This window comes from Streptococcus mitis, from assembly GCF_009496205.1.
GTDB lineage: Bacteria > Bacillota > Bacilli > Lactobacillales > Streptococcaceae > Streptococcus > Streptococcus mitis_BN.
Window position 1 is genome coordinate 1 of record NZ_WIJO01000019.1, and the last position, 17065, is coordinate 17065.

Annotated in this window: 11 protein-coding genes; 2 read left to right on the forward strand and 9 right to left on the reverse strand. The window is 42.3% G+C overall.

All coding sequences use genetic code 11. The features are described 5' to 3' along the window. Positions 1 to 3817, reverse strand: a 3817-nt coding sequence (pclA, locus tag GEZ85_RS04580) for a pneumococcal collagen-like adhesin PclA (protein ID WP_153214802.1), incomplete at its 3' end; no start/stop codon positions are given. A 216-nt stretch (positions 3818 to 4033) separates the two neighbouring features. Between pclA and pclR the strand changes: the two genes are divergently transcribed. Then, positions 4034 to 5518: a virulence transcriptional activator PclR gene (gene pclR / locus GEZ85_RS04585; RefSeq protein ID WP_153209654.1), complete on the forward strand. Its 1485-nt coding sequence runs from the start codon at positions 4034 to 4036 to the stop codon at positions 5516 to 5518. A 47-nt stretch (positions 5519 to 5565) separates the two neighbouring features. Here the strand turns inward: pclR and yaaA are convergent, their stop codons facing one another. The 5 genes from yaaA to GEZ85_RS04610 form a co-directional block, all read right to left on the reverse strand. Further along, positions 5566 to 6294, reverse strand: coding sequence for a peroxide stress protein YaaA (gene yaaA, locus GEZ85_RS04590; RefSeq protein ID WP_153209655.1), 729 nt, complete (start codon positions 6292 to 6294; stop codon positions 5566 to 5568). Positions 6295 to 6372: 78 nt separating this feature from the next. Next, the gene (locus GEZ85_RS04595; RefSeq protein WP_084886634.1) at positions 6373 to 6537 is read right to left on the reverse strand and encodes a YczI family protein; all 165 of its coding nucleotides are present in this window, start codon (positions 6535 to 6537) and stop codon (positions 6373 to 6375) included. A 170-nt stretch (positions 6538 to 6707) separates the two neighbouring features. Further along, the gene (locus GEZ85_RS04600) at positions 6708 to 8303 is read right to left on the reverse strand and encodes a hypothetical protein (protein ID WP_084886636.1); all 1596 of its coding nucleotides are present in this window, start codon (positions 8301 to 8303) and stop codon (positions 6708 to 6710) included. A gap of 11 nt (positions 8304 to 8314) precedes the next feature. Then, positions 8315 to 8725: a peptide deformylase gene (locus GEZ85_RS04605; protein WP_045612079.1), complete on the reverse strand. Its 411-nt coding sequence runs from the start codon at positions 8723 to 8725 to the stop codon at positions 8315 to 8317. 115 nt (positions 8726 to 8840) lie between these two features. After that, a complete protein-coding gene (locus tag GEZ85_RS04610) occupies positions 8841 to 11537 on the reverse strand; it encodes a cation-translocating P-type ATPase (protein WP_153209656.1) in 2697 nt (898 codons plus the stop codon). A 294-nt stretch (positions 11538 to 11831) separates the two neighbouring features. Between GEZ85_RS04610 and mntE the strand changes: the two genes are divergently transcribed. Further along, positions 11832 to 13016: a CDF family manganese efflux transporter MntE gene (gene mntE, locus GEZ85_RS04615; protein WP_049544311.1), complete on the forward strand. Its 1185-nt coding sequence runs from the start codon at positions 11832 to 11834 to the stop codon at positions 13014 to 13016. A 37-nt stretch (positions 13017 to 13053) separates the two neighbouring features. Here mntE and GEZ85_RS04620 read toward each other — a convergent pair whose 3' ends face one another. Genes GEZ85_RS04620 through dapB form a run of 3 tightly spaced genes read right to left on the reverse strand, consistent with a single transcriptional unit; the run spans position 13054 to position 16885 of the window. Beyond that, the gene (locus GEZ85_RS04620; protein ID WP_153209657.1) at positions 13054 to 14925 is read right to left on the reverse strand and encodes an ABC-F family ATP-binding cassette domain-containing protein; all 1872 of its coding nucleotides are present in this window, start codon (positions 14923 to 14925) and stop codon (positions 13054 to 13056) included. Next, positions 14922 to 16121, reverse strand: a complete 1200-nt coding sequence (locus GEZ85_RS04625; protein ID WP_153209658.1) for a CCA tRNA nucleotidyltransferase — start codon at positions 16119 to 16121, stop codon at positions 14922 to 14924. The genes GEZ85_RS04620 and GEZ85_RS04625 overlap by 4 nt, the downstream gene beginning before the upstream one ends. Further along, positions 16118 to 16885, reverse strand: coding sequence for a 4-hydroxy-tetrahydrodipicolinate reductase (gene dapB / locus GEZ85_RS04630; RefSeq protein WP_153209659.1), 768 nt, complete (start codon positions 16883 to 16885; stop codon positions 16118 to 16120). The genes GEZ85_RS04625 and dapB overlap by 4 nt, the downstream gene beginning before the upstream one ends. Between the last annotated feature and the right edge of the window lie 180 nt (positions 16886 to 17065).

Below are 17065 nucleotides of genomic sequence, written 5' to 3' on the forward strand. Positions count from 1 at the left end.
CTTTGCCGTTCAAGACGTCTTTACCGTCGCGTCCATCACGTCCGTCACGACCTGCTGCGCCATCACGTCCGTCGCGTCCTGGTAAACCTTGTGCTCCGTCTTGACCATCACGACCTTGAAGTCCTTGAGCACCCTGGTCACCCTTAGGTCCTTGTAGCCCTTGTGGTCCTGCAACTCCGGCTTCACCTTTTAGACCTTGAGGTCCACGAATGTTACCAATCTTATCCCAAGTTCCGTTTTCTTTCTTATAAACATCACCTGTAGTTGCATCGATATAAGTGTCGCCATCTTTACCTTGATTTGCTTCTGGGTTAACTTTGCCGTTCAAGACGTCTTTTCCGTCGCGTCCTGGTAAACCTTGTGCTCCGTCTTGACCATCACGACCTTGAAGACCTTGTTCACCTTTGTCCCCTTTAGGGCCTTTGATGTTGCCTTCTTTATCCCAGTTGCCGTTATTCTTAACGAAGACGTCGCCTGTTTCTGTATTAACGTATTTATCGCCGTCTTTACCTTGATTTGCTTCTGGGTTAACTTTGCCGTTCAAGACGTCTTTTCCGTCGCGTCCATCACGTCCGTCACGACCTGCTGCGCCATCACGTCCGTCGCGTCCTGGTAAACCTTGTGCTCCGTCTTGACCATCACGTCCTTGAAGACCTTGAGCACCCTGGTCACCCTTAGGTCCTTGTAGCCCTTGTGGCCCTTGTGGTCCTGCAACTCCGGCTTCACCTTTTAGACCTTGAGGTCCACGAATGTTACCAATCTTATCCCAAGTTCCGTTTTCTTTCTTATAAACATCACCTGTAGTTGCATCGATATAAGTGTCGCCATCTTTACCATCATCTGCTGTTGGTGCTTTAGGTCCACTTAATAATTCAGCACCATTACGTCCGGCTGCACCTGCTGCACCATTGGCACCGTCTGTACCATTATAAATTGGTTGTTTAGCAATTAAGTCATCTATACCTTCATCGTACCGACCATTACCATTGTTATCAAAGTACGCTGTAATAAGAGTACCTTCTCTTGGTTTTTCTGCTGGTGCTGTAGATGGGGCGTCTGCTAAAGCTCTTCTTACTCTTCCGCTTCTTTGATTGTTTAATCTTGCTGCTGCTTCAGCTAAGGCATTTAAGTCGATGGTTGGTGTACGTCCATCTTTACCATCTTTAATGTTAGCTACAACAGGCTCTTCTCCAGGAATTGTAAATGTAATGTCAGTACTATGACCATCTTTACCACGAGCTGTAGTAATTACTGGCGTTTTACCATCACGTCCTGCTGCCCCTGTTTCACCACGTTCGCCTCGATCACCTTTAGCACCTTGTGCCCCAGTTAATCCACGTTCACCTTGGTCTCCTTTTTCACCTTTGGCACCATCTGCAATGACAACTTCTTTTAGTTTTGTATCTCCTGCATCAAATTCGTTGTTGTCATTTTGATCATAATAGAAGATAACAGTTGTTGTTTTATCAGCTTCATTTCGTTGAGTCGCAACTAATGGACTTGCGCCATCGAAACCATCTCTTACAACAGTACTTGTAACATTACCTCTACCGTCGTTAATAGTGATAGTATGAGTGCCGTCATTTTTATTATCTTTAACGGTTACGGTTGGAGTTACACCGTCACGACCTGCCTGACCTTGTGCTCCAGTGAGTCCACGTTCGCCTCGGTCTCCTTTTTCACCTTTGGCACCTTGGGCTCCAGTCAGACCGCGTTCACCTCGATCTCCTTTTTCACCTTTAGCTCCAGTGAGTCCACGTTCGCCTCGGTCTCCTTTTTCACCTTTGGCACCTTGGGCTCCAGTTAGACCGCGTTCACCTTGGTCTCCTTTTTCACCTTTAGCACCTTGGGCTCCAGTTAAACCGCGTTCGCCTCGATCTCCTTTTTCACCTTTAGCTCCAGTTAAACCGCGTTCACCTTGGTCTCCTTTTTCACCTTTAGCTCCAGTGAGTCCACGTTCGCCTCGGTCTCCTTTTTCACCTTTAGCTCCAGTTAAACCGCGTTCGCCTTGGTCTCCTTTTTCACCTTTGGCTCCATCTTTAATAGCAATTTTTTGAACAAGTTCGTCTACGCCCTCAGTATAAACACCGTTTCCATCGTTATCAAGATAGAAAGTGAGGTTATTTGTATCACCGACTTTATTTTGATCAACACGTGGTTTTACTGTATCGATTAGCTCTTTAGCCACACCAATTTGCATAATACGTGGCTTAGCTTCTTTAGTAACAGAATTACTAATTGGCAATCCTAAAAGTGTTTCGTTACCAAATCGATGAACTTTATAGGTAATTTGACGTTGTCCTTTTTCACCTTCTCGAACTAATCTAGTTTGACCTTCTGGTAATTTACTAGTTGGAAGGTAGACTGTTTGGAAATCAATGTCTTCTGAAACAGTCTTATTATTAGTACCACCATAAGGGTTTGCATCCAAGTATAGTGGATTTGCTCTATGATAATAGTTGGAGTTGCTGTATGGGTCATTGCTAGTAGCGGCACCGCCACCACCTTGGTCCACGTTAAAAGTAACAGGTTTCAAACGAACAGACAAGTCACCATTTGGATTATTGATTGGCAAACTAAATCTGATTGTTTGTTCCGTATTTGTTGAAGTAGCAGAGGTCATACTGTATCCTGAGTGAGATACGTAGTTGGCACCTTGGCTAATAGGTTTTGATTGATCTCTTAACCTTGGAGTTGTGATTGTCGCATTGGAAGGATTTCCAAATCCATCCCCTTTATCCAAGATAAAGTTATTATTAACAAATTCGCCCGGACCAGAATATTTGATTGTGAAATTCAATTTATTACCTTGACGTACTGTTGTTACATCGTAATGAATTGAATTACCACCACGTGAGTTCCCGTAGCCACGGAAACTATAACTACGACCACCTTGGCTGATGTCTGAAAATGCAACTGTATTTCCAGAACCTGAGACAATTGGGTTGGCTGGATTGCTAGCCGCTCTAAAGCCACTATGACCTTTATCCAAGTCTTCCTTACGGATAGCTGGATTTTGGCGAGCATCAGAAAGGCTCAAACCTGGTTTCAAGATTTCATTAGTAGATTTTGGAGCTGAAGTTGTTTCTACTTTGGCAGGTGCATTAGTTGCTAAAACGCTACTATCAACAGCTGAACGGTCAGTCGTTGTTGCAACTGGCTTAGCTTCTTCTTTGGCTTCTGCTGTGTCAGCTTTCTTCACTACAGGAGTTTCTGATACAGTTCCTTTATCAGAGTTAGAACGAAGTTCTAGACCAATAATAGCCGATTGGATAGATGTCTCTGCTGCTGATATTTCAGCTTCAGATGCATCTGCTTTCCCAAGCAAGCTTTGACCAGCTTGGATACTTGCTTGCAAGTTAGCAGCACTTGCTTCTGTATATAACTTACTTTCTAATTTTTTAGCACGTGAAAGAGCTGTTAACAATTTTGACTTGTCAACAGCATCTTGATGACTTGCTTCTTTTTTGTCTTTTGCTTCTTCAACTTTTTCTGCTGGTCTAGTAGCTTCTTCAGTTTTAGCTGGAGTCGTTTCTACTGGGTTAGCAACAGTTGGAGCTGCATAAGTTGTTTCTTTTTTAGGTGTAGAAACTTCTGCTGGTTTAGTAGCTTCATCTACCTTATCCTTATCAACAGAGACACTATTAGTTGCCTCAGGATGTTGTTCCTCTGCTTGTACTGATTGCGCATTGGCAGCAGTTCCCAAGACTAAGGCTGTCCCGAGCAAGACACTAGCCGCACCAAAGTGATACTTACGAATAGAGTATCGTTGTTGCATGCTATACCAGTCAAATGATTTCTTATGTGAATGTTTCATTTCAAACTCCTAGATAGTAATTTATAGTTTACACTTTACAACTATTTGAGCCATTAATCAATATTATCTATGAAATTAATATATCTGATTTTTGTACCATGGAGCCATATTTTTTTTTTTTTTTTTTTGAATTTAATGTACATATTTTTAATTCTTGTTTTTTTGTACAAAAGAATCATAATTATGATACAATATAATTTAGGAGGAAATACCTAAATGCGCAACCTTTTATCCACAAAAGACCAAAGACAATTACGTTTAATGGAAACCTTAATTCAGAATCGTAATTGGATAAGGTTACATGCACTTGCCGAAAAATTAGGATGTACAGAACGAATCCTAAAAAATGATTTAAATGAATTACGAACAGCTTTTCCAAATATTGACATCCAATCTTCCGTTAACGGAATTATGATAGATTTAGAAGTTAACACTAGTGTAGAAGATATTTATCAATATTTTCTTGCTCATTCTCAGTCTTTTCAATTACTAGAGTATATGTTCTTCAATGAGGGGCTACCTATTTATCGAACGATAGAAAATCTTCACTCAAGTAGTGCCAACCTCTATCGATTAGGCCGAAATATTACAAAAACTCTATCATCACAATTTCAGATTGAATTATCTTTTACCCCTACTGCAATTCTTGGTAATGAAACGGATATTCGTTATTTTTTTGCCCAATACTTTTCTGAGCGCTATTATTTCCTAGACTGGCCTTTTCCAGACCTTCCTGAGGAGGATTTAACAGAGTTTGCTGATTTCTTCTATAAAATCACGAATTATCCAATGCGATTTTCAATTTATAGAATGTACAAATTGATGATAGCTATCAGTATTTACCGCGTCAAAAATGGTCATTTTATCGACTTACCAAATCATTTCTTCGATGAATACTACCCTCTTTTGATGAATATTCCAAATTTTGAGGAGCTACTTGTCCATTTCTCTGAAAAACTGGGACTTGAAATCACTCCAGATATCATCGCCCAAATTTTTATATCCTTTATTCAAAACAATCTTTTCTTAAATCCTCAAGAATTCTTCAACTCTTTAGAAGAAAACAGTGAAGCAAGATACTCTTACCAATTACTGAGTCAAATATTAGAACGCCTATCAAAACAATATAAGATTACTTTTACCAACCACGATGAGCTGATTTGGCATTTACACAACACTGCTTTCTTTGAAAGACAGGAAATCTTTTCTACCCCAATCCTATTTGAACAAAAAGCATTGACGATTAAAAAATTTGAAGTTTACTTCCCAGACTTTATGGGAAGTGCACGTCAAGAACTGGCTCAATACCGTCAAGCAATTGGACAGCATGACCATCCTGAACAGTTGGAACACCTGATGTACACCATCTTAACCCATGCTGAAAACCTCTCTACTCAGTTGTTAGAAAATCGACCACCTATCAAGGTTTTGATTATCAGTAACTTTGACCATGCTATATCCCTTACCTTTGTTGATATGCTTTCCTATTACTGTAATAACCGCTTTACCTTCGATATTTGGGATGAATTACAAACAAGTCCTGAGATTTTAAATCAGACAGATTACGATATCATCGTGTCTAATTTCTATATTCCAGGGATTACTAAGAAGTTTATTTGCCGAAACCATCTGTCAATCATGGATTTGGTTAATCACCTCAACACTTTATCAAATGAGATTCATATATCCAATACTTTATAAACTAAAAAGTCAGCAGGGTCCTGCTGACTTTTTCTCTTACCTGATTTCTATACTTCCTTAACAAAAACCAATTCCTGTGGCTGTGACAAATCTTCTCTGTAGGTAAACCCTGCAAAGCTTAAGCGACGAGCTTCCTCCACCGTCTGTACTTGATTTTGTATCAGGGCTGTCAGGAAAGCACCACGCGCTTTCTTGGAAATGGTTGAGTGAATCTTCAGCTGACCACCTCTATCCTCCATGAATTTGAAGGTCACCATTTTTTCTCTGATTTCCTTAGAAAATACAGTCTCAAACTCCGATGACAAGAGGGAGAAAATCACTTCTTCCTGCTTCAGAGCCTCATCATAGGCTACCTTCCAATGACTCTTTAAAGTCTTACCAGCGACTTTTAACTTCATCAAAAAGTCCAAACGGTGAGGCGCCATAGGTGACAAGGCTGAAACGACTCCGTACAAAGCCGAGGTAATAAAGACATGATTTTCAAGATAGGCTTGTTCTGCCTCGGTCAATTTATCTCGCTTGATGTGGCGGTACATCAGCCCATCAAAAAGTTTCAAGGCTGGGTAGTGTTGAGCAGTCTGCCTTTTCAAAACTTGGATATTTTGAAATTCTTCCGCCGCCTTTTCAGCTGATACCTTGTAAAAACTCTCCAATTGACTAGCAGAATAGAGAGCCAAGGCATCAAGCACGGCCTGACTTTCTGGCTTTAAAGGAGTGGCTTCAATACTTGGCAAATCTGTGTTCATTTCTTTTGCTGTTGGGATTAAAATTTTCATATTAATAGTGTAGCATATTTTTTAGCCACTACCAAGAAATTCATCTGAAAAACCTCGGTTTGACCGAGGTTTTTCTGTTTATTTGGGCCATCCTAACCAGACAGCCACGAGAACAAGGGATATGCCTGCTAAGCTTGTTAAGATAGATAAAAGTTTATCTTTTTTCTCCTTGAACTGAGAAAAACCTATCTTCAAAGCGAGCAGTCCGAGTAGCATTGAAGCAAGCATCAAATAAAAACCCATTTATTTGTCCTCCATTAGTCTTAATTTACCTTATTATAATATATATTTCTTAAATAAACCTTTTTTATACTCAATGAAAATCAAAGAGCAAACTAGGAAACTAGCCGCAGGCTGTACTTGAGTACGGCAAGGCGACGTTGACGTGGTTTGAATTTGATTTTCGAAGAGTATTACTGTACTTTAAAGGTCTTGAGATAGTTGTCTTTTCCTACTTGACCTTCAAAGTTTTTACCATTTTCAAGGTAAGGCAGGTCATCTGATACTGAGGCCTTAACCTTGTAAATCTTGCCATCAACTTTAAAGAAGTAGACGGTGTCTCCCTTGATAACAGCTGATTTGAGGTCTGCTACTACTCCCTTGATGCTTTCTGTCGTTGCATTGTCAATTTCAAGGTCGTTTTTATTGGCGTACTTGCTGAGCATCTCTTCCACTGTCGTAGCTACGATAACGTTTTGGTACTCGACTGCGTCTACCAGAGCATACTCTTTGACCAAGCCAGCATTGTCCTTCAAACCCATGATGTAAAGAGGCTTGTCATTAAGGTTGATGAGGATTGGGAAGGTTGCCTTGTAGGATTTCTCCTGAACAGCACCTTCGGCTGATTCACGGGCTGATTCTTCGGTCGCAGAAGCCAAGCTATACTTAGTGATTTCTCCTGTTCGCATATTTTCAAGGATAAAACCAAGATTACTTTCATCCGCATTGGCCGAAGTCACACCTGTGTAGAGGTAAATGTCATTTCCGATAGACAAGTAATTATAGCCCTTGGTAGTCTGGGTCACGTTTTTCTTGGAAATCATGGCATTCCAGAAACCATCCTTGTACTTGCCGTTATAGTTGATTTGCTCAATGGTTTCCTCAGCTGGATAAACCCTGTCCACCCATTCTGGAACATCTGACAAGCTGTATTCCTTGGTTTCTCCATTTGTAGCATCCAAGATAATGACTGAAACAGGACGAGGAACCGCAAGCCCAAATTGCTTTTGGTAAACGGTTGCTACATAGAAAGGATTGCCCTCATCGTCCACCTCAAAAGATGGAGTTTTGAAGATCTTGGTTGGGTACTTCAAGCGCAAGTGACGCTTGACATCGCGGTTAAAATACTCCGAGTCCGAATACTTGATTGGTGTCTTCAAGTCCACCAAGTCCGCATTTCCGGTTACCATGTCCACCTTAATATATTCGCCGATTCCCTTGGCCTGATTGTTAAACCACTTGATAGGATCTGCGTATTCTAGTGGCGTAACTCGATAAGGTTTCCCATCAATCGTCAATTGGGTATAGGTGTCTGCCGCTACGTACTGCGACACCTTATCTGTTAGGGAACCCAAGTAGCGGTCACCAATTTTTTCAGCGGTACTTCTATCTAAGATAGGAACCTTACTGGTATCAGTCTTAGGAAATTCAGTAAAGTCTTTTTCCGTAACTGTGACTACATTGGCATAATTTTTAGCCTGAAAAATGCTAGAAGTTACCAAGGAAACCAAGGCTGCTAAGAGAAGAATTCCTCCAATAGAAGCTAAAAGGATTTTCCCTAACCGATTGATTTTGAAACCCTCAAGATTTAAGGCAGCTTCCGCCTTGCCGTGGCGCACATGAACCGTTTTGACAAGGTTTATCCCCTTGCCAAAACCAAATAAGATTGCTACAACCAGCAAATGCCCACAGAGGAAAAAGAGAAATTCCCAGCTGGTCAGGTTAAGAGGCGGTAAAAAGATATACCAGGTCGTTGCGATAAAAATAAGTTCAAAGACTATTCGTTTCATTTGCTTTCCTCCTAAATGATTCGTCCTTCCAAGTGATCCAGTTCATGCTGGCAAATCTGGGCTGGGAAGCCTGTCAAGGTAATGGTCTGTTCCTGCCACTTGCTGTCACGATAGGCAACCCTTATGGTTTCATAACGCTTAGTAGGTCTCACACCTGTCAAGGACAAACAGCCTTCTTCTGTCTCATAAGCTCCTTCAGAGGACAGGAGCACTGGATTAAACATGACCACAGGAACCAAACCAAGATTAAAGATAATCACGCGCTTCTGCACCCCAATCATATTGGCAGCCAGACCGACACAAGTCTCACGATTTGCTAAGAGTGTATCCTGCAAATCTCTGGCAAGATAAAGGTCTTCCTGACTTGCTGGCTGAGATACCTGAGATAAAAACAAGATATCCTTCACAATTTTCTTTTCCACTTCCTCACACTCCTCTTGTTTTTTACTATATTATAGCAATTATAGCACAAAAGACGGCAACTGCAAGCCCTTTCCCTCAACTGTAGCAAAAAGCCATCCGAAGATGACTTTTTTTTTAAATCGCATTCTTATCAAAGCCAAGTTTACGTTGAACAAACTTGACAATTTCGACGATAATAATCATTGAGAAGCTTCCAGCCATGACGATTCCCCATTGAGACAAGTCTAGTTTGGTTACGTGGAAAATTCCTTCAAGTGGTTCTACGACGATTGTTGCCATGAGAAGGATGAAGGATACCAAGATGGACCAGTTGAAGGTCTTAGACTTGAATGGGCCAACTGTCAAGATGGATTGGTAAACAGACTTGACATTGTAGGCATGGAAGAGCTGAATCAAACCAAGTGTTGCAAAGGCCATAGTAAGAGCATCAGCATGAATGGCATGATTGTCACCCACATGAACTGGGTAAGCAATCGCAAGTCCATAAACACTCATAACAATAGCTGCTTGGAGTACACCTTGATAGATGATAGAACTCAAAACACCACCTGAGAAGAAGCTTGCCTTGCGTCCACGTGGTTTATGGTTCATGACACCAGGCTCAGCTGGCTCAACACCTAGAGCGATAGCTGGGAAAGTATCGGTTACCAAGTTGATCCACAAAAGATGAACTGGCTGTAAGACATCCCAACCAAACAAGGTTGATAGGAAGATGGTCAATACTTCAGCAGTGTTGGCAGAAAGTAGGTACTGAATAGTCTTTTGAATGTTTGAGAAGACCTTACGTCCTTCTTCAACTGCAACGATAATAGTCGCAAAGTTATCATCTGCAAGGATCATGTCAGATGCACCCTTAGAAACCTCTGTACCAGTGATTCCCATACCGATACCGATATCGGCTGTTTTCAGAGCTGGCGCATCATTGACACCGTCACCTGTCATGGCAACGACCTTACCTTGTTTTTGCCAAGCCTTGACGATACGAACCTTGTGTTCTGGAGACACACGGGCATAAACAGAGTATTGACCAACTACTTTTTCAAAGTCTTCATCAGATAGTTCGTTGAGTTCAGCACCAGTTAAAACATGGCCTTCTGTATCATTTGCATCGATGATTCCCAAACGTTTAGCAATAGCTTCTGCTGTGTCTTGATGGTCACCCGTAATCATGATTGGACGAATGCCAGCTTCCTTAGCCACACGAACAGCCTCAGCTGCCTCAGGACGTTCAGGGTCAATCATCCCAATCAAACCAGTAAAGATTAAATCATTTTCAAGCTCTTCAGAAGTCAGGTTTTCTGGAATGCTGTCAATAATCTTATAAGCACCTGCAAGGACACGCAAGGCTTGGTGGGCCATTTCAGAATTGTTTGTATGAATGAGGTTTGTAACCTTCTCATCAATCGGAGCAATATCCCCAGCCTTATCACGAAGAACACAACGTTTCAAGAGTTGGTCTGGCGCACCTTTAACAGCGACGAGGAAGCGTCCATCTGCAAGTGGATGAACTGTTGACATGAGCTTACGTTCAGAATCAAATGGCAACTCAGCCACACGTGGATATTTCTCTAAGAACCCTTTGACATCGTAGCCCTTGTCCAAGGCATATTGGATGAAGGCTGTTTCGGTTGGGTCACCAATCAGGTTGCCTTCCACATCAATTTTCGTATCATTTGCCAAGACAACTGAACGAAGAAGAGGCATTTCAAGACCTAGTTCAATGTCACCAGCTGAGTCATGTAGGACTGCATCATAGAAGACTTTTTCAACGGTCATCTTGTTCATGGTCAACGTACCAGTCTTATCAGAAGCGATGATTTCTGTTGAACCAAGAGTTTCAACTGCTGGCAACTTACGAACGATTGAGTTTCGTTTGGCTAAAACTTGAGTACCAAGGGCAAGAACAATAGTTACGATAGCTGGGAGCCCTTCTGGAATAGCTGCAACGGCAAGGGCAACAGAGATCATCAACTCACCGAGTGGATTTTTCCCTTGAATGAAAACACCCACTACAAAAGTAACAAGTGCAATAACCAAGATAGCATAGGTCAAGACCTTAGAAAGGTTGTTCAAGTTTTGTTTAAGTGGTGTATCTGTCTCATCCGCATCTTGAAGCATACCAGCGATATGACCAACTTCAGTGTACATCCCTGTATTGACAACAACACCCATCCCACGACCATAGGTCACGTTTGAGTTTTGGAAGGCCATATTGACACGGTCCCCAATACCAGCATCTGCAGCAAGTTCAACTGTCAAGTCTTTTTCGACTGGCACAGACTCACCTGTCAAGGCAGCTTCTTCGATCTTAAGAGAATTAGCTTCTAGCAAACGTAGGTCTGCAGGTACTACATCACCAGCTTCGAGAGCGACGATATCACCTGGTACCAATTCTTTAGAATCAATCTCCGCCATATGACCATCACGAAGAACGCGGGCAGCTGGACTAGACATGGATTTGAGGGCTTCGATAGCTTCTTCTGCTTTCCCTTCTTGGTAAACACCAAAGGCAGCATTGATGATTACCACGGCTAAGATGATAATGGCATCTGCGATATCTTCCCCACCAGAAGTCACGACTGACAAGATTGCTGCCGCAACTAGGATGATAATCATCAAATCCTTAAATTGCTCGATAAATTTGACCAGGATTGATCGTTTCTCGCCTTCTTCGAGTTCATTGTGGCCAAATTCGGCAAGGCGCTTTTCCGCCTCACTTGATGACAAACCTTGTTCGGTCGCATCCACAGCCTTCAAGACCTCTTCAGGACTTTGAATGTAAAACGCTTGGCGTTTTTGTTCTTTTGACATGTGTCTCCTCCTTGACATTGTGTGCAAAACAGACTCTCTTTTTCTCATCGTATCTTTTCACGACAAACAAAAATCATAACAAGTCTCGCTGTTTAAGATAGGGCCGGAAAACATACTTTTCAGTATAAAATTCGGAATGACGACACTATCACAGGTTTCTGCCAGCTACTCCCTTGAGTAGTACTATTATACCAAATTTTGAAAAGTTTTCAAAGAGTAAAAAATGACTTATTTGAATTTTCCCTTGAAAACCAGTATAATGGTAGAATGCTATGTGACTAGAAAGGAAGTTGAATGAAGCAATCTATCTCAAATCTCAAGTTAGCTGAGCGTGGGGCCATTATCAGCATTTCAACCTACCTGCTCTTATCAACAGCCAAATTAGCAACTGGTCACCTCCTTCATTCATCCAGTTTGGTGGCTGATGGTTTCAACAACGTGTCGGACATCATTGGAAATGTAGCCCTCTTGATTGGGATTCGAATGGCGCGCCAACCTGCTGACCGAGACCACCGTTTTGGCCACTGGAAGATTGAGGATTTGGCTAGCTTGGTCACTTCTATTATCATGTTCTATGTTGGCTTTGATGTTCTAAGGGATACCATTCAGAAGATTCTCAGTCGTGAAGAAACAGTCATTGATCCTCTTGGTGCCACTCTAGGAATCATTTCTGCAGCGATTATGTTTGTGGTTTATCTCTATAACACTCGCCTCAGTAAGAAATCCAAATCCAAGGCACTGAAGGCTGCCGCCCAGGACAATCTTTCTGATGCTGTCACCTCACTTGGTACTACCATTGCCATCCTGGCTAGCAGCTTTAATTATCCGATTGTGGATAAACTGGTTGCCATCGTCATCACTTTCTTTATCTTGAAAACTGCCTATGATATCTTTATCGAGTCTTCCTTTAGTCTTTCAGATGGTTTTGACGACCGTCTGCTTGAGGATTATCAAAAGGCCATCATGGAAATTCCCAAAATTAGCAAGGTTAAATCTCAAAGAGGTCGTACCTACGGTAGCAATATCTACCTGGATATCACGCTGGAGATGAATCCTGACCTGTCTGTTTTTGAAAGCCACGAGATTGCGGATCAAGTCGAGTCTATGCTGGAGGAACGTTTTGGGGTTTTTGATACCGATGTCCATATCGAGCCCGCACCTATCCCTGAGGATGAGATTTTAGACAATGTCTATAAAAAATTGCTTATGCGCGAACAATTGATTGACCAAGGAAATCAACTGGAAGAACTCTTGGCTGACGATTTTGTCTATATTCGTCAAGATGGAGAACAGATGGATAAAGAGGCTTATAAGGCCGAAAAAGAACTTAAAGCTGCGATTAAGGACATACAGATTACTTCCATCAGTCAGAAGACCAAACTCATCTGCTATGAGTTAGATGGTATCGTCCATACCAGTATCTGGCGACGCCACGAAACTTGGCAAAATGTCTTTCATCAAGAAACCAAAAAAGAATAGAGAAATCCTGTCCATGAGACGGGATTTTTCTATTCTTCTAGCTATCAAATTCACTTAGATACTCATAGCGTTCGTATTTTTCAAGGAGTGCTTCGTTTTTCTCATCTAGCTCTTTCTGAAGAGTAGCCAGTTTGCCAAAGTCAGAGCCGTTGGCCTGCATTTCCTCTTCAATAGCAGCGATACGGTTTTCCAAGGCTTCAATATCACCTTCAATACTTGCCCACTCCTGCTTTTCTTGGTAGGTCATGCGTTTCTTGTCTTCTCGAACCTTGACTACTTTCTCCTTTTCGGCTTTTTGCACTTGATTGGCCATTTCTGTTTCAAAGGCTTTTTCATCAAGGTAATCGGTATAATGACCAAAGAAAGGACGAATCTTGCCATCCTCAAAAGCGAGAATCTTGGTCGCTACCTTATCCAAGAAATAGCGGTCGTGGCTAACTGTCAAAACAGGTCCCGCAAATCCTTGCAAGAAATTCTCCAAAACTGTCAAGGTCGCAATATCTAAGTCATTTGTCGGTTCGTCCAAGAGAAGAACATTTGGTTTTTCCAAGAGCAGTTTGAGGAGATAAAGACGTTTTTTCTCTCCCCCAGACAATTTCTCAATCAAGGTTCCATGCGTCGAACGTGGGAAAAGGAACTGCTCCAGCAACTCTGCAATCGAAGTACTAGAACCACCGCTGGCCTTGACCTCTTCTGCCACTTCCTGCAGGTAATTTATAACACGCTTGCTTTCATCCAAGCCCTCAATTTGCTGAGAAAAATAGGCGATGCGAACTGTTTCCCCAATCACAACTTGTCCTGCTGTCGGCTCAAGACTGCCTGCAATCAGATTAAGCAGGGTTGATTTTCCAACACCGTTGTCCCCAACGATTCCAATACGGTCTTTGGCCTGCACCAAGAGATTAAAATCTTGCAAAATAGGCTTGTTTTCATAGGCAAATGAAACATCCTGAAACTCGATGACTTTCTTCCCAATCCGACTGGTTTCAAAGTTCATAGTCAAGTCTGTCTCAGCAACGCCGCCTGAAACTTCCTTTTTCAGGTCGTGGAAACGATTGATACGAGCCTGTTGCTTGGTCGCACGCGCCTGCGGTTGTCTACGCATCCAGGCCAATTCTTGCTTATAGAGTTGTTCCTTTTTGTGGAGAAGAGCCGCATCGCGTTCATCCTGTTCCGCCTTAAGGCGAACATAGTCCTGATAATTCCCTTGATACTCTGTCAAGCCTGCGCGATCCAACTCGAAAATCCGTGTTGACAAAGCGTCTAAGAAATAACGATCGTGAGTGATAAAGAGAACTGTCTTCTTAGAATTTTTTAAAAAGAGGGTCAGCCACTCAATAGTCGCAATATCCAAATGGTTGGTCGGCTCATCCAGAAGCAAGAGGTCGTGATTGCCAAGTAAAACTTGCGCCAACTGGACTCGTCTTCTTAGGCCACCTGATAATTCCCCAACAGGAGTAGATAAGTCTTGAATACCCAGCTTGCTGAGAACGGTCTTGACCTGACTCTCAATTTCCCAAGCTTGAAGAGAATCCATCTCTGCCATAACCCGTTCCAAACGAGCCTGCTTATCCTCACTGTAGTTGAGCATGATCAACTCATACTCACGAATCAGCTGGATTTCCTTGAGGTCGCTGGATAGGACCGTATCCAAGACCGTCTTGCTATCATCAAAATCAGGATCTTGAGTCAAGTAACCAATCTGGTAATCATTTTTAGCTGAAAAAGGACTGACATCCCCATCAAAGCCAGAAACACCAGAAAGGACATCTAAAAGGGTGGTCTTGCCAGTCCCATTGACACCAATCAGACCGATTCTGTCTAGGTCATGGATGATAAAGGAAATATCCTTAAAAACGGTCTTATCACCGACGGATTTACTTAGTTTTTCAACGATAAAATCACTCATTTTTTCTCCCTCAAGTAAGCATGGATGGCTTGACGGTCATTTTCCAATTCTCCATCGACAATGGCATATTCAATCTCTGTTAAAATCTCTCCCAAGTCTGGGCCTGGTTGATAGCCATATTCCTTAATCAAAATGCCACCATTAATCTGAATTTCTTTCTTATCATGAATGGTCAAACTCTGGTAAGTTTCTGTAATTGCTTGTGGGTTGACTTCTTTTCCTTGGGCTTGACGAAGATTTTCAGCCTGTAAAAGCAAATCCAAGTCAAAGCGGTAACAATCGCGCTTGCTCAATTCTCCCTTTTCACGCAAGGTCAAAATAGTCAGTAAATCCTGAACTTGCTTAGCAAACTGACGTGAGGTCTTCCAAGCCTTCAAAAATGGCTGCGCATTTTCAATATCCAAAGCCCACAGTAGAGCAGCCCAGGCTTGCTCTGAAGATTCAAAGGTGAAATCAGTCTCCAAATCAAACAGTCTGTTAAGCTCGTCCTGGCTAGCTGCCATATCAGGGAGATAATCATAAGCTTGACTCTCAATCATGGAAGTCAAGCCCCTTCTCCAAATTGGAGCCAGCAAGAGTTTATCAAACTCAACGAAGGTACGCTCCACAGAAATTTTCTCCAAAAGTGGCGTCAAAGTCTTCATAGCTTTAAATGTTTCTGACTCAAGCTCAAAGCCAAGACTGGCCTGAAAACGGAAGCCACGCATAATCCGCAAAGCATCTTCGTTGAAACGCTCACTTGCCACTCCAACCGCCCGCAAAACTTGATTTTCTAAATCTTCTAAACCATGGAACAAGTCAATGATTTCTCCTGTATCGTCCAAGGCAAAGGCGTTGACTGTGAAATCACGGCGCTTGAGGTCTTCTTCTAGCGAGCGCACAAAGGAGACCGCACTGGGTCTGCGATAGTCCACATAGACATCCTCTGTCCGAAAAGTAGTCACCTCATACTCCTCGTCCCCATCTAAGACCAAGACAGTTCCATGCTCGATTCCGATATCGGCTGTTCGCGGAAAAATCTGCTTGGTTTCTTCTGGATAAGAAGACGTCGCAATATCCACATCATGGATAGGACGATTGAGGAGGGCATCTCGAACAGAACCTCCAACAAAATAGGCCTCAAAACCTGCTTCTTTAATTTTTTCTAATACTGGTAAAGCCTTCTGAAATTCAGAAGGCATTTGCGTTAATCTCATAATAAGTGTTCTAATCCATAGACAAGCTCATGACGCTTGACAACTTCTTTAATTCCCAAATTCACCCCTGTCATGAAGGAGCTGCGATCATAGGAGTCATGACGGAGGGTCAATCCTTCTCCTTGATTACCAAAGATGACTTCCTGATGGGCTACCAAACCTGGCAAACGCACTGAATGGATCCGCATGCCATCAAAGTCAGCACCACGAGCTCCTGCAATCAATTCTTCCTCATCAGGCGCACCTTGCTGGATAGACTCTCGAACTTCTGCCATTAACTCAGCTGTTTTAATAGCTGTTCCACTCGGAGCATCCTTTTTCTTGTCATGATGGAGCTCGATAATCTCCACATTTGGGAAATATTTAGCAGCCTGCCTTGAAAATTGCATAAGCAAGACAGCACCCAAGGCGAAATTTGGAGCTATCAAACCACCCAAATCTTGGGCACGAGAAAATTCTTTTAGCTCTGCAATTTCTTCACTTGTGAAACCTGTTGTTCCAACTACTGGAGCGAAGCCATTTTCAAGAGCAAAGCGTGTATTTTCATAGGCAACAGCTGGAGTTGTAAAATCTACCCAAACATCCGCTTTAAAGCCTGCTAAATCAGCCTTATCATTAAAGACAGGAACTCCCTGCCATTCTGATTCAGACTCAAAGGGATCCAAAACTGCTACCAAGTCCAAGTCTGAATCATCCAAGACCATCTGACAAGCAGCTTGGCCCATCTTTCCCTTAAAACCAGCAATAATTACTCGAATACTCATCTCTACTCCTGTCTAAGATACAAAGCCTGTAAGAACACAAAGTGAAAATAGGAGTTCTGATCAAGGAGTAAATACTCCTTGGAAGAACTATCTTTTTCACATAGGGTTCCAGGCGTGTTCAATTATCAAGATACAAAGGACCTTAGCTGCCCATGAAAAATAGGGAATGGCGCTGACTTT

What these genes read in the sequence shown, in the direction of transcription:
- pclR (WP_153209654.1), top strand. Translation starts at nt 4,034, where the DNA reads ATGCGCAACCTTTTATCCACAAAAGACCAAAGACAATTACGTTTAATG.
- yaaA (WP_153209655.1), bottom strand. Translation starts at nt 6,294, where the DNA reads ATGAAAATTTTAATCCCAACAGCAAAAGAAATGAACACAGATTTGCCA.
- GEZ85_RS04595 (WP_084886634.1), bottom strand. Translation starts at nt 6,537, where the DNA reads ATGGGTTTTTATTTGATGCTTGCTTCAATGCTACTCGGACTGCTCGCT.
- GEZ85_RS04600 (WP_084886636.1), bottom strand. Translation starts at nt 8,303, where the DNA reads ATGAAACGAATAGTCTTTGAACTTATTTTTATCGCAACGACCTGGTAT.
- GEZ85_RS04610 (WP_153209656.1), bottom strand. Translation starts at nt 11,537, where the DNA reads ATGTCAAAAGAACAAAAACGCCAAGCGTTTTACATTCAAAGTCCTGAA.
- mntE (WP_049544311.1), top strand. Translation starts at nt 11,832, where the DNA reads ATGAAGCAATCTATCTCAAATCTCAAGTTAGCTGAGCGTGGGGCCATT.
- GEZ85_RS04620 (WP_153209657.1), bottom strand. Translation starts at nt 14,925, where the DNA reads ATGAGTGATTTTATCGTTGAAAAACTAAGTAAATCCGTCGGTGATAAG.
- GEZ85_RS04625 (WP_153209658.1), bottom strand. Translation starts at nt 16,121, where the DNA reads ATGAGATTAACGCAAATGCCTTCTGAATTTCAGAAGGCTTTACCAGTA.
- dapB (WP_153209659.1), bottom strand. Translation starts at nt 16,885, where the DNA reads ATGAGTATTCGAGTAATTATTGCTGGTTTTAAGGGAAAGATGGGCCAA.